11 protein-coding genes are annotated in these 12,407 nt (G+C 62.8%); 4 read left to right on the forward strand and 7 right to left on the reverse strand.

What is annotated here, in order from left to right:
• Positions 1 to 140 precede the first annotated feature (140 nt).
• Positions 141 to 1,904: an ABC transporter transmembrane domain-containing protein gene (locus tag DQ397_RS04485; RefSeq protein WP_043206849.1), complete on the reverse strand. Its 1,764-nt coding sequence runs from the start codon at positions 1,902 to 1,904 to the stop codon at positions 141 to 143.
• A gap of 263 nt (positions 1,905 to 2,167) precedes the next feature.
• On the opposite strand from DQ397_RS04485, the gene DQ397_RS24475 reads away from it, so the two are divergent.
• Entirely contained in the window at positions 2,168 to 2,341 is a 174-nt protein-coding gene (locus tag DQ397_RS24475) for a PA1571 family protein (protein ID WP_167358070.1), read from the forward strand.
• A 144-nt stretch (positions 2,342 to 2,485) separates the two neighbouring features.
• Here DQ397_RS24475 and pdxB read toward each other — a convergent pair whose 3' ends face one another.
• The 3 genes from pdxB to rlmM form a co-directional block, all read right to left on the reverse strand.
• Positions 2,486 to 3,628 (reverse strand): 4-phosphoerythronate dehydrogenase PdxB, encoded by a 1,143-nt coding sequence (gene pdxB, locus DQ397_RS04490; RefSeq protein WP_043206709.1) that lies wholly within the window; start codon positions 3,626 to 3,628, stop codon positions 2,486 to 2,488.
• Between the two features lie 57 nt (positions 3,629 to 3,685).
• On the reverse strand, positions 3,686 to 3,928 hold the full coding sequence (tusA, locus tag DQ397_RS04495) for a sulfurtransferase TusA (RefSeq protein ID WP_043206710.1): 243 nt from the start codon (positions 3,926 to 3,928) through the stop codon (positions 3,686 to 3,688).
• A gap of 105 nt (positions 3,929 to 4,033) precedes the next feature.
• On the reverse strand, positions 4,034 to 5,098 hold the full coding sequence (gene rlmM / locus DQ397_RS04500; protein ID WP_043206711.1) for a 23S rRNA (cytidine(2498)-2'-O)-methyltransferase RlmM: 1,065 nt from the start codon (positions 5,096 to 5,098) through the stop codon (positions 4,034 to 4,036).
• 277 nt (positions 5,099 to 5,375) lie between these two features.
• Between rlmM and acnA the strand changes: the two genes are divergently transcribed.
• The 3 genes from acnA (at position 5,376) to DQ397_RS04515 (ending at position 10,767) form a co-directional block, all read left to right on the forward strand.
• Positions 5,376 to 8,117, forward strand: a complete 2,742-nt coding sequence (gene acnA / locus DQ397_RS04505) for an aconitate hydratase AcnA (protein ID WP_043206712.1) — start codon at positions 5,376 to 5,378, stop codon at positions 8,115 to 8,117.
• A gap of 109 nt (positions 8,118 to 8,226) precedes the next feature.
• Positions 8,227 to 9,003, forward strand: a complete 777-nt coding sequence (locus DQ397_RS04510) for a CPBP family intramembrane glutamic endopeptidase (RefSeq protein ID WP_043206713.1) — start codon at positions 8,227 to 8,229, stop codon at positions 9,001 to 9,003.
• Between the two features lie 198 nt (positions 9,004 to 9,201).
• Positions 9,202 to 10,767 carry a PAS domain-containing methyl-accepting chemotaxis protein gene (locus DQ397_RS04515; RefSeq protein WP_043206714.1) on the forward strand — a complete coding sequence of 522 codons (1,566 nt, stop codon included), beginning with the start codon at positions 9,202 to 9,204 and terminating at the stop codon, positions 10,765 to 10,767.
• Positions 10,768 to 10,844: 77 nt separating this feature from the next.
• On the opposite strand, the gene DQ397_RS04520 is transcribed toward DQ397_RS04515, so the two are convergent.
• The 3 genes from DQ397_RS04520 to DQ397_RS04530 form a co-directional block, all read right to left on the reverse strand.
• Positions 10,845 to 11,729, reverse strand: coding sequence for a pseudouridine synthase (locus DQ397_RS04520; RefSeq protein WP_043206716.1), 885 nt, complete (start codon positions 11,727 to 11,729; stop codon positions 10,845 to 10,847).
• Positions 11,730 to 11,779: 50 nt separating this feature from the next.
• Positions 11,780 to 12,088: a hypothetical protein gene (locus DQ397_RS04525; RefSeq protein WP_043206717.1), complete on the reverse strand. Its 309-nt coding sequence runs from the start codon at positions 12,086 to 12,088 to the stop codon at positions 11,780 to 11,782.
• A 63-nt stretch (positions 12,089 to 12,151) separates the two neighbouring features.
• Entirely contained in the window at positions 12,152 to 12,388 is a 237-nt protein-coding gene (locus DQ397_RS04530) for a glutaredoxin family protein (protein ID WP_043206719.1), read from the reverse strand.
• Positions 12,389 to 12,407: the final 19 nt, after the last annotated feature.

Below are 12,407 nucleotides of genomic sequence, written 5' to 3' on the forward strand. Positions count from 1 at the left end.
GCACAAGACGTCCTTGTCTTCGTTCGCAGGCCAAAAAAAAGCTGCCATCGATCGATAGCAGCCAGGTCGAGCACTTACGCAACAGTTGAGCTAGATAGTCTCAGGCAATTGCTACAGAAATGTTACAAGCGCATTGCGCGCTATACCGCTGCAAACTGAAGCGCAGCCAGGCGCGCATAAAGTGGGCTTTGCTCGATGAGCTGACGATGACTGCCCACCGCCACCACTCGCCCCTTGTCGATCACCGCGATGCGATCAGCATGCTGCACGGTGGCCAGGCGATGGGCGATGACCAACGTGGTGCGCCCGGCCATGAGCTGCGGCAAGGCCTGCTGGACCAGGTATTCGCTCTGCGCATCCAAGGCACTGGTGGCTTCATCGAGCAGCAGGATCGGCGCATCCACCAGCAAGGCCCGGGCGATTGCCAGGCGCTGGCGCTGTCCACCGGACAAGCCGATCCCTGCCTCACCCAGTGGTGTCTGGTAGCCCTGAGGCAGTTCCTCGATGAACTCATGGGCATAGGCACTGCGCGCCGCTGCCTCGACTTCGGCCAGGCTGGCCTGGGGTCGGCCATAGCGGATGTTGGCCTCCACCGTGCCGCGAAACAACGCCGGGGTCTGCGCCACCAGAGCGAACTGCCGGCGCAAGCAAGTGGGGTCCAGCGCAGTGATCGCCTGCCCATCGAGCAGGATTTGCCCTTGCTGGGGCTCGTAGAAACGCAGCAGCAAGTCGAACAGGGTCGACTTCCCGGCGCCGGACGGTCCGACCAAAGCCACGGTCTGTCCCGGCTCGATGATCAGGCTCAGGCCGTCAATGGCCGCCACGCCCGGGCGCGACGGGTAGGCAAAGTGCACCTCACGCAGTTCGATGTGCCCGCTCGCCCGTCCCGCCACCTGCTCACTGGGCTGGGCCGGCGTCAGGATCGCACTGCGTGCTGCCAGCAGTTCGGCAATACGTTCAGCCGCACCCGCTGCGCGCTGCAGCTCGCCGATGACTTCGCTGAGGGTACCGAAGGCGCTGCCGACGATCAGGCTGTAGAACACAAACGCGGCCAGCTCGCCACCGGAGATGCGCCCTGCTATCACGTCCATGCCGCCGACCCAGAGCATCACCCCCACCGCGCCCAGCACCAACACGATCACCAACGTGATCAACCAAGCACGCTGGGCGATACGCCGCCGGGCCACGGTAAAGGCCGCCTCCACGGTCTCGGCGAAGCGTTCGCGATCGAGCGGCTGGTGGTTATAGGCCTGTACGGTCTTGATCTGGCCCAAGGTCTCGGCGACATAGCTGCCGACATCGGCGACCCGATCCTGGCTCTGGCGCGACAAGCTGCGTACCCGCCGGCCAAACAGCAGGATCGGCGCCAGCACCAGCGGCAAGGCCAGCACCACGATACTGGTGAGCTTGGGGTTGGTGACAAACAGCAGTACCACACCGCCGGCGACCATCAAGGCGTTGCGCAGGAACATCGACAACGACGAGCCGATGACCGATTGCAGCAAAGTGGTGTCTGCCGTCAGCCGCGACTGGATCTCCGAGCTGCGATTGTCCTCGAAAAAGCCCGGATGCAGGCCGAGCAGGTGATCGAACACCGCCCTGCGGATATCCGCCACGCAGCGCTCACCGATCCAGGAAACTAGGTAGAAGCGGCTGAACGTGCCCACTGCCAGGGCTAGCACCAACACGAGGAACAGGCCGATGGTCTGGTTGAGCTGATGCGGTGAACCGGTCATGAAGCCTTGGTCCACCAACAGGCGAATGCCCTGCCCCATGGACAAGGTGATGGCAGCCGTCACGATCAAAGCCAGCAATGCCAACACGACTTGCTTGCGGTAAGGACGGATGAACTGCCAGGCCAGGCGCAGAGCCCGACGTTGACGCACGGAAACCGGTTCAGGCATGAAAGGGGCCATCCACTGCGAAGAGCCTGCAGCCTACCACTCATCGGACAATGCGGAACTGTACAGCGTCTGCAGCCATCGTTAACAAGCGAGACGCCGTGCAAGGGAGCATAGATCAGTCCCTATGCGCTTTCGTTCTAAAACGAAGCTGGAGCTTTCATGAACTTTCTGGTGGACTACCCCTGCCGCGACGCAAGGGATATGTCACAAGGCAGTCACGGCAACGGTTTATCCTGAGCTTGAACCTGATGAGGAGACAGGAAATGAGCCTGCAACATGGCAGTGAAACACCCAAGGCCCCCAACCCACCACAACCTCAGGTCTGTGGTTCGATCATCGATGCACAGGGGCGGGAAATCCCGATCACCGAGCAGATGATCCAGAAGGCCTGCAAGGACCTGGAGCAAAGCCGGGTCGAACGCGTTAAAAAGGCCTGAGCCAAGCATTCCTTACAACCCGGCGCATGCGCCGGGTTTTTATTTGCACGCCCGTTGGTGTCTGCTCGAAACCCGCTTGAAGGAAAAGCCCCCTTCGAAAGCCTCCCTCTGGCAATGGAAACGCCGCAGTTTCAACCTGCCGAATCAGACCAGCACACCACCCAGCGCGCAGACCATCTGCGCCAATTGCGGCGCCTCGCCACGCAGGTGTACCGCCAGCCCTTCGATCTCCCGCCGCTGTGGGTAGTGCTTGCGCAACAGGTCGAATGCGGCGCGCTGTTGAGCGGGGTCTTCGCTCAGGCTTCGACGAAAATCGGCGTCGTCCCGACGCGGGTCATAGACCGCACGGCACAGCGTCGCCAATGCCCAGGCCGGGTCACAACTGGCGTCCAGATCGATCTGCGCCAGCGCCGGGGCAGGCAGTAGTTCAGACAATTGCACCTGCTCCGGCTCCCCCCGCCAGCGGCAGAACGCCTGATAGATCTGCGCCGTACCCCGTTGCTTGCCGTCCAGGCTGTAGCCGGCGATGTGCGGCGTGGCCAGGGTGCACAGGTCGGCCAGGTCGAGGCTCACCTGCGGCTCGCCCTCCCACACATCGAGCACCGCGTGCAGGTCCTCGCGATCGAGCAGAAGCTCTCGCAGGGCCTGATTGTCCACCACCGGGCCACGGCTGGCATTGATCAGCCAGGTACCAGGGCGCAGGCGCGCCAACTGATCGGCGCCCAGCAAGTGCCAGGTGGGGTACTCGCCATCGCGCTGCAGTGGAGTGTGCAGGCTGATTGCATCGCAGGTTTGCAGCAGAGTGTCGAGGCTGACGAAGTCCCCACCTTCCCGCGCCTGGCGAGGTGGATCGCAGACCAGCACTTTCCAGCCCAGGCCATGCAGCACCCGCACCAGGCGCTCACCGACCTGCCCTGCGCCGACGACGCCATAAACCCGCTCGCTGAGCTTGGCACCGTCGAGCTCGGCCAAGGTCAGCAAGCTACCCAGCACGTAATCCACAACGCCACGGGCGTTACAACCTGGTGCACTGCTCCAGTGAATGCCTGCTTGGGCAAAGTAGTCCAGGTCCAGGTGATCGGTGCCGATGGTGCAGGTACCGACGAAACGCACCTGGCTGCCTTCGAGCAGTCGCCGGTCGACCTGGGTCACTGAACGCACCAGCAACACATCGGCGTCCTTGACGCAGGCGGCGTCGATGCTGCGGCCTGGGTAGCGGCGAATCTCGCCGAACCCGGCAAAGAAAGCATCGAGCAGCGGGATATTCTCGTCGGCAACTATCAGCATGGCGCTCTCCTGTGAGGGGAGCGCAGTGTAGGCCCTATTGCGGTGCGCGATCCAGGCTCAGTCGGCCTTCTTGCGGATCCAGTACAGGTAGGTGCCGGCCTGCTCCTGCTGCTCCAGCAGCTCATGGCCCAGGAAGTTGCAGAACTTGGGGATGTCGCGGCGGGTGGAGGGATCGGTGGCAATGACCTTGAGCAGGCCACCGGCCGCCAGGTCACGCACGTGCTGGTGCAGCATCATCACCGGCTCCGGGCAGTTCAGGCCGGTGGCATCGAGGATGGCGTCAGGGGTGAATTCGGTCATGGGGGGCTCCACAAATGATGGCGGCATTGTCGCGCATCGGACGACGAGGTCCAAGAGGGCCGAGCCAGCTCCACGACGGTGGGCGCTGGCCAGGCCTGTGGTCGATCAACGCGACTTGAGGTCCAGCCGGCGCAGATGACAAGTGACTTCTTCGCGGTCGTGGTAGAGCTGTTTGCAGGCGATCGATACCTTGACCTTGCGCGCCTTGAAGCCTGCCTCGATCCGGTCGAGCAAGCGGCGTACTTCGCCATAGCGCTGCTTCATCGGCAGCTTGAGATTGACCACCGCCTCGCGGCACAGCCCCTCCCCCAGCCAGGTCTCGATCAGCGAGGCAGTGCGCGCAGGCTTCTCGACGATGTCGCAGACCATCCAATCCACGGTGTGTTTGGGCTGCCAGGTGAACCCATCGGCCATCAGGTGCTGGACCAGACCGGTTTCCATCAGGCTTTCTGCCATTGGGCCGTTGTCGATGGCCGTCACCAACATGCCCCGCTTGACCAGCTGATAGGTCCAGCCGCCCGGCGAGGCACCCAGGTCCACGCCGGTCATGTCGTCGTTCAGCCGCAGGTCCCACTGCTCGCGTGGGATGAACTGGTGCCAGGCCTCCTCCAGCTTGAGGGTCGAGCGGCTGGGCGCTTCGCGAGGAAACTTCAACCGCGGGATACCCATGGGCCACAGGGCCGAGTTGTTCGACTCGGCCAGGCCAACGAACACCCGGCGCCCACTGATGAAGGTCAACAGCAGGCGCGGCCCTGCGGCATTCTCGACCAGGCGCCCGGCCTTGTGCAGGGCCTTGCGCAACGGCACTTCGAATTTACGGCAGAAGGTCGAGAGCTCCTTGCCCTCGTTGCTGTCGAGCACCTCCAGCCACAGGCTGCCGAACACCGGGTAATCGGCCAAGTGTTCGAGCAAGACGCTGATCCGGTCGCTCTCCGGCAGTTCGACGAACGCGCCCCGTGCCCACTGGCGGGGGAAGATCAGTCGCTCGAAACGCAGTTCACGCATCAAGCGCTCGCCGCCATCGGGCTCTGCACAGACGAACTCGGCGCAGGCACTCTGCGGTTTGCCCCGGGCGTAGCCGGCAATGCCCAAGAGGGCGGCGTGTTCGCTGATTTCGGCGCAGACCTCGCCCTCGAAACCGGGCCGGCAATGCATGAACAGGGTATTCATCTTTCACTCCACGTCGCTGGCCTGGATCGCCAGCCTTGATCCGGCGCGAAGCAGGCGCCGGCAGGGCGGCGATGATAAAGGAAGATCGGAACCTGCGACATGCCCCACCTGTCCAGAAGTGGGTCAGGACCGGCAAACCAGTCTACCCTGACCATTCAGCCAGGTCCGTTGCGTACGGGCCGTTACAGAGCGGTGATACCGGCATCCACTGGCTTGTGTGGCAAGTCCGCACACTCGAAGCGGGAATGACCGGACACCGGCGCAGAAGGAGTTGGCAATGCCCTCGCTCGATAGCCTGAAGACCCTGAAGACCCTCAAGGTGGCCGACCACACCTATCATTATTTCAGCCTCGCCGAGGCTGCCCGGCAGCTCGGCGACCTGCAGCGTCTGCCCATGTCGCTCAAGGTACTGCTGGAGAACCTGCTGCGCTGGGAAGACGGCAAGACCGTCACCGGCGATGACCTACGCGCCCTGGCCGGCTGGCTGGGCGAGCGTCACTCGGATCGGGAAATCCAGTACCGCCCCGCACGGGTCCTGATGCAGGACTTCACCGGCGTGCCCGCGGTGGTCGATCTGGCTGCCATGCGCGCCGCCATGGCCAAGGCCGGTGGCGATCCGCAGCGGATCAACCCGTTGTCCCCGGTGGATCTGGTGATCGATCACTCGGTGATGGTCGACCGTTACGCCAGTCCCGCCGCCTTTGCCCAGAACGTCGACATCGAGATGCAGCGCAACGGTGAGCGCTATGCCTTCCTGCGCTGGGGCCAGAGCGCCTTCGACAATTTCCGCGTGGTGCCACCGGGCACCGGCATTTGCCACCAAGTCAACCTGGAGTACCTGGGCCGCACCGTCTGGACCCGTGAAGCCGACGGCCGTACCTATGCCTTCCCCGACACTCTGGTCGGCACCGACTCCCACACCACCATGATCAACGGCCTGGGCGTGCTCGGCTGGGGTGTGGGCGGCATCGAGGCCGAAGCGGCGATGCTTGGCCAACCGGTGTCGATGCTGATTCCCGAGGTGATCGGATTCAAGCTGACCGGCAAGCTGCGCGAGGGCATCACCGCCACCGACCTGGTGCTGACCGTCACCCAGATGCTGCGCAAGAAGGGGGTGGTGGGCAAATTCGTCGAGTTCTACGGCGATGGCCTGGCCGACCTGCCCTTGGCCGACCGCGCCACCATCGCCAACATGGCTCCGGAGTACGGCGCCACCTGCGGGTTCTTCCCGGTGGACCAGGTGACGCTCGATTACCTGCGTCTTTCGGGGCGTCCGGAAGAGGCAGTGCAGTTGGTCGAAGCCTATTGCATGGCCCAGGGCCTGTGGCGTGTGCCCGGTCATGAACCGGCTTTCAGCGATACCCTGTCGCTGGACATGCACGATGTCGAAGCCAGCCTGGCCGGACCCAAGCGCCCACAAGACCGGGTGGCCTTGTCGCAGGTCAGCCAGGCCTTCGAGGGCTTCATCGAACTGCAGCCCAAACCGTTGGCCAAGGAGGTCGGACGTCTGGAAAGCGAAGGAGGCGGCGGTGTGGCCGTGGGCAATGCCGACCAGGCCGGGGAAATCGACTATACCCATGACGGTCAGACCCACACCTTGCGTGACGGCGCAGTGGTGATCGCCGCCATCACATCCTGCACCAACACCTCCAACCCCAGCGTGATGATGGCGGCCGGCCTGGTAGCCAAGAAAGCCGTCGAGAAAGGCCTCACCCGCAAGCCTTGGGTGAAAAGCTCCCTGGCTCCGGGTTCCAAAGTGGTCACCGACTACTTCAAGGCAGCCGGCCTTACGCCTTACCTCGACCAACTCGGCTTTGCCCTGGTCGGCTACGGATGCACCACCTGCATCGGCAACTCCGGCCCATTGGATGACGCCATCGAGCAGGCCATTGGCAGCGCCGACCTCACGGTGGCCTCGGTGCTCTCGGGCAACCGCAACTTTGAAGGCCGTGTGCACCCGCTGGTCAAGACCAACTGGCTGGCCTCTCCGCCCCTGGTGGTGGCCTACGCCCTGGCCGGCAGCGTGCGCACCGACCTGACACGTGACCCACTGGGCATCGGCAAGGATGGCCAACCGGTATTCCTTCGCGATATCTGGCCCAGCCAGCAGGAAATCGCCGAGGCCGTGGCCAAGGTCGACACCGCCATGTTCCACAAGGAATACGCCGAAGTCTTCGCCGGCGATGCCCAATGGCAAGCCATCGAAGTGCCTCAGGCGGCCACGTATGTCTGGCAGGACGACTCCACCTACATCCAGCATCCACCGTTCTTCGACACGATCGGCGGCCCGCTGCCACAGGTCCGCGATATCCAGGGCGCTCGCATCCTGGCGCTGCTCGGCGACTCGGTGACCACCGACCACATCTCCCCGGCAGGCAACATCAAGGCCGAAAGCCCCGCCGGTCGCTATTTACGCAGCAAGGGCGTGGAGCCAAGGGACTTCAACTCCTACGGCTCACGACGCGGCAACCATGAGGTCATGATGCGGGGTACTTTCGCCAACATCCGCATCCGCAACGAAATGCTCGCCGGCGAAGAGGGCGGCAACACCTTGCATGTACCCAGCGGCGAGAAGCTCTCGATCTACGACGCGGCCATGCGCTACCAGGACGAAGGCACCCCGCTGGTGGTGATCGCCGGCCAGGAGTACGGCACAGGCTCCAGCCGCGACTGGGCCGCCAAGGGCACCAACCTGCTGGGTGTCAAGGCTGTGCTGGCAGAGAGTTTCGAACGTATTCACCGCTCCAACCTGGTGGGGATGGGCGTGTTGCCGTTGCAGTTCAGGGCCGGCGAAAACCGCAAGACCCTTGGGTTGACCGGCAAGGAGCGCATCGACGTACAGGGCCTCACCGACGCGCAGCTGCGCCCCGGCATGACTCTGGCGCTGCGTATCACCCGCGAGGACGGGCAGCAGCAGCAAACCGAAGTACTGTGCCGGATCGACACCCTGAACGAAGTGGAGTACTTCAAGTCAGGCGGCATCCTGCACTATGTGCTGCGCCAGCTGATCGCAGCCTGATCGGACATCGGGGCGCCTGAGCCCCATCACCGACGCGAACCCAGGTGGTGTCCTGAGCGCCACCTGGGCAGTCGAAAGGATTTCGACGACGTCATGACAAGGAATTCCCATGTATCCGCTTTCTTGGCCCGCACTGATCCCGCTCTGTTTCGGTTACGGCCTGGCCTTGATCCATGGCAGCCTGGGCCTGTCCAGTCTGCCCACCTTTGGCGCCCTGATCTGCGCCGCCCTGCTGGCGCACCGTGCGGTGCGCTGGCAACAAGTGGCGGGGCACGTGCTGTTCATCGTCCTGGCCATCGCCTTGGCAGTGCACTGGCTACCTGGCTTCCAGGGCGCCAAGGTGATCGACCAAGCGACCTTCAGCGACGGCGCCCTGCCCTTTTCCATGTACCTGAATCTCGACAAGCCGTTGATCGGCTTCTGGCTGTTGTTGACGTGCCCATGGGTGCTGGCCTGGCGCGGGGCCGCTTGGAGCACCAGTCTGGCATTCATCCTGCCGCCTACCGTGCTCGTGTGCCTCGGCGGCGCTTGGGCGCTTGGTGTAGTGACCTGGGCACCGAAATGGCCGGATCAGGCTTGGCTCTGGCTACTGAACAACCTGCTCCTGGTCAGCCTCACTGAGGAGTTGCTGTTCCGTGGCTACATCCAAGGTGGCTTGCAACGGCTATTGGGCCATGAGTCTCTGGCGCTGTTCGCCGCCGCATTACTGTTTGGCCTGGCCCACCTGGGAGCGGGATGGCAGTGGTTCTGCCTGGCCAGTCTCGCCGGCATCGGTTACGGCCTGGCTTACCGCCGGGGCGGGTTGATGGCGGCGGTGCTTTGCCATTTCGGTCTGAACCTTGTCCACTTTGCAGGCTTTAGCTATCCGATGCTGGCACTTGGCTAAACAATCGGTCATGATCGGACTAGCGCGTCACAAAACCGTAAAAAATCGGCAATATAGACGCCAATTGATTGGAAAAAACCGAATTTCTTGACTCAACCCTGGGTGCCATTCATTGCGCCAGATCAAGTAAATTAAATAAACATTCAATAAAACCGGCGGCTGGCCGATACGGATTCAAAGCCTTGCGGATTGAACCTCATGCGTAACAACCAACCGATTACCCAGAGAGAGCGGACGTTTCCTGCTGAACAGCGGTTGATCTCCACCACCAACGCCAAGGGGGTGATCACCTACGTCAACGATGCGTTCATCGATATCAGCGGCTTCTCCCGCGAGGAACTGACGGGAGCGCCTCACAACTTGGTCCGCCACCCCGATGTGCCATCGGCGGTGTTCGCCCACATGTGGCAAACCCTCAAGCAGGGCCTGCCGTGGATGGGGATCGTCAAGAACCGCTGCAAGTCTGGCGATCACTACTGGGTCAACGCCTACGTCACGCCCATCTTCGACAATAACCAGGTAGTCGGTTACGAGTCGGTGCGGGTCAAGCCCACGGCCGAGCAGATCCGCCGCGCCGAGGCGTTGTATCAACGCATCAACCAAGGCAAGCCCGCGATTCCACGCCGCGACAAGTGGCTGCCTGTCCTACAGGATTGGCTGCCATTCATCCTGGTCAGCCAGATCGGCTTCTTGATCGGCAACTGGCTCGGCCACTCCTGGGGGTTCGCCCTGGCTGCCGGCCTGTCGGTGCCGCTGGGCCTGCTCGGCCTGAGCTGGCAACAGCGCGGCCTCAAGCGCCTGCTGCGCCTGGCCGAACAGACCACTTCCGATCCATTGATTGCACAGATGTACACCGACAGCCGGGGTGTACAGGCGCGCCTGGAAATGGCCATGCTCAGCCAGGACGCCCGCATGAAGACCTGCCTGACTCGCCTGCAGGACAGCGCCGAGCAACTCAGCGACCAGGCACGCGAGTCCGACACTCTGGCCCATCAGAGCTCCACCGGCCTGGAGCGTCAGCGAGTCGAGACCGAGCAGGTCGCCGCCGCAGTCAACCAGATGGCTGCCACCACCCAGGAGGTGGCCAACCATGTGCAGCGCACCGCCGATGCGACCCAAGAGGCCAATCGACTGACCAGCCAGGGTCGGCAGATCGCCGGAGAAACCCGCGAGGCCATTTCTCGCCTTTCCCAAGCCGTCGGCGAAACCGGGCAGACCGTCACCCAACTGGCTAAGGACAGCGACGAGATTGGCGGCGTAGTCGATGTGATCAAAGGCATCGCCGATCAGACCAATCTGCTGGCCCTCAACGCCGCCATCGAGGCTGCCCGTGCAGGTGAGATGGGTCGTGGCTTCGCGGTCGTGGCCGATGAAGTCCGCCAGCTGGCTCAGCGCACCGCAGAGTCCACCGGGCAAATCCACAACCTGATCGCCAAGTTGCAGCAGACCGCCAGCAATGCGGTGCAGACCATGGAAAATGGCCATCGTCAGGCCCAGGAAGGCGTGGAGCGGGTGATGGAGGCTGACCAGGCCCTGATAGGTATCAGCGAAGCGGTGGCCAACATCACCGACATGGCCACCCAGATCGCCGCGGCCACCGAGGAGCAAACCGCTGTGGCCGACGAGATCAGCCGCAACATCAGCACCATTGCCGATCTGGCCGACCAGACTGCCGAACAGGCCCAGCGCTCTGCCTTGCTCAGTGAAGAACTGACCAGCACCGCCGGTAGTCAGTACTCACTGGTGGAACGCTTCAACCGCTGACGCACGTCGGCGCATGCCCGCCTCTACAGATGCATTACCTACCTGTAGGCGCGGGCTTGCCCTCACCCCGACAGATTTCACCAATCCAGCGTGAGTCGGCTCTCGAAGTAACGCATCTCCCCAGTCAGGGGATCCTGGAAACGCAAACTGTGCGCCAACAGCTTCAAGGGGCGTTGGTAGTCGTCCTCATCCTTCGAAAGCTGCGGATAGAACGGGTCATTGCAGATACCGGCGCCCAACGCCGCCATATGCACCCGCAATTGGTGCGTCTTGCCTGTCACCGGTGAGAGCCCGTAGCGCCACAGCTTGCCGTTCTTCTCCAGCACTTCGGCAAGGGTTTCGCTGTTCTCCACACCGTCCACCTCATGCATGCGGAAGAAGGGTTCGCCATGCACCAGGCGGCTACGGTGCACCAAAGGGAATTCGCGCTCAGGCAGTGCCGCCGCTATGGCCTGGTAGCGTTTGTCGATACGCCGCTCGGGAAACAGCCGTTGATAGGCGCTGCGGGTCTGCGGATTGGCGGAAAACAGCACCAGGCCTGCGGTATGCCGGTCGATGCGGTGCAACGGCACCAGATGCGGGTTATCCAGACGGCGGATCAGGCGGCGCAGCAAGGTCTGTTCGACGTATTCGCCGGTCGGCGTGACTGGCAGAAAATGCGGTTTGTCCGCGACCACCAGATGCTCATCGACATGCAGGATCGACTCCTGTACGGGAATCGGCTTTTCATTGAGCACTTCCCGAAAGTAGTGCAAGCGCATGCCCCGACGGTAGGGAAAGTCCGCCGCAATGGGCTGCCCTTGTGCATCCAGCACCCGCCCCCGGGCGAAGCGGTCCAACCACTGTTCACGATCGATCCCCTTGAAGTGCTCGCACAGGCAATCGAGCACGGTTTGCCAGGAGCCCGGAGGCAGGCAGACAGTACTGGCTTGCTGATGGGCAGGGTCGAAAGGTGCGGTCATGACAGGGCTCGGGAGTTCAAAGGCGGGCATTATCCCCCATGGCTACAGGCTCAACCAGTCTTGGCCTGCAGTTCAGTGCGCTCCTTGAGCCAGCGCAGTACTTGCACTGGCTCCCAGCGGGCGGGATCGTAAAGGGCATAGATCAGCCCCTGGTAACCCACCACATCCAGCGCACGGTGATAACCCGCGCGCTGGAACAACGCCTCGATCTCAGCGAAACAGGTGTTGAAATGGACTTTGCCGAACGGAGTCCGGTCGTCGGTCACCAAGCCTTCGAGGCGCAGTTCCAGCACGGCCTCGCATACCTGCTCGGGCGGCATGCGATTGACGCTGTACTTCAGTTGCTCGACGTTGAACATGGGCGAATCCGTATACTGTATTTATATACAGCATACGGATTCGCCCAAGCCTGCGTCAACGGCTCACCCCAGAAACGCCACGACTTGCTCGGCATCGAACGGCCAGCCCAGCTCGGCGCCGGTATCGCACCGGCGAAGTACCGGAATGCGCAGCCCATAGCGCTCGAACAGCGCCTCGCTTTCAGCGATATCGACCAGCTCCACCAACAAGCCATGCTCGATGAACGGCATCAGCATGGCCTCGGCGACTTCGCACAGGTGGCACCCCAAGGTGCCGAACAGTTGGCATTCAGGCAGCATGGACACGCCTCGAGTCTGC

Origin of the sequence: Pseudomonas sp. CK-NBRI-02 (genome assembly GCF_008124495.1) — a bacterium.
Taxonomy (GTDB): Bacteria; Pseudomonadota; Gammaproteobacteria; order Pseudomonadales; family Pseudomonadaceae; genus Aquipseudomonas; species Aquipseudomonas guariconensis.

What these genes read in the sequence shown, in the direction of transcription:
- DQ397_RS04485 (WP_043206849.1), bottom strand. Translation starts at nt 1,904, where the DNA reads ATGCCTGAACCGGTTTCCGTGCGTCAACGTCGGGCTCTGCGCCTGGCC.
- DQ397_RS04515 (WP_043206714.1), top strand. Translation starts at nt 9,202, where the DNA reads ATGCGTAACAACCAACCGATTACCCAGAGAGAGCGGACGTTTCCTGCT.
- acnA (WP_043206712.1), top strand. Translation starts at nt 5,376, where the DNA reads ATGCCCTCGCTCGATAGCCTGAAGACCCTGAAGACCCTCAAGGTGGCC.
- DQ397_RS04520 (WP_043206716.1), bottom strand. Translation starts at nt 11,729, where the DNA reads ATGACCGCACCTTTCGACCCTGCCCATCAGCAAGCCAGTACTGTCTGC.
- DQ397_RS04510 (WP_043206713.1), top strand. Translation starts at nt 8,227, where the DNA reads ATGTATCCGCTTTCTTGGCCCGCACTGATCCCGCTCTGTTTCGGTTAC.
- pdxB (WP_043206709.1), bottom strand. Translation starts at nt 3,628, where the DNA reads ATGCTGATAGTTGCCGACGAGAATATCCCGCTGCTCGATGCTTTCTTT.
- DQ397_RS04530 (WP_043206719.1), bottom strand. Translation starts at nt 12,388, where the DNA reads ATGCTGCCTGAATGCCAACTGTTCGGCACCTTGGGGTGCCACCTGTGC.
- DQ397_RS24475 (WP_167358070.1), top strand. Translation starts at nt 2,168, where the DNA reads ATGAGCCTGCAACATGGCAGTGAAACACCCAAGGCCCCCAACCCACCA.
- rlmM (WP_043206711.1), bottom strand. Translation starts at nt 5,098, where the DNA reads ATGAATACCCTGTTCATGCATTGCCGGCCCGGTTTCGAGGGCGAGGTC.
- DQ397_RS04525 (WP_043206717.1), bottom strand. Translation starts at nt 12,088, where the DNA reads ATGTTCAACGTCGAGCAACTGAAGTACAGCGTCAATCGCATGCCGCCC.
- tusA (WP_043206710.1), bottom strand. Translation starts at nt 3,928, where the DNA reads ATGACCGAATTCACCCCTGACGCCATCCTCGATGCCACCGGCCTGAAC.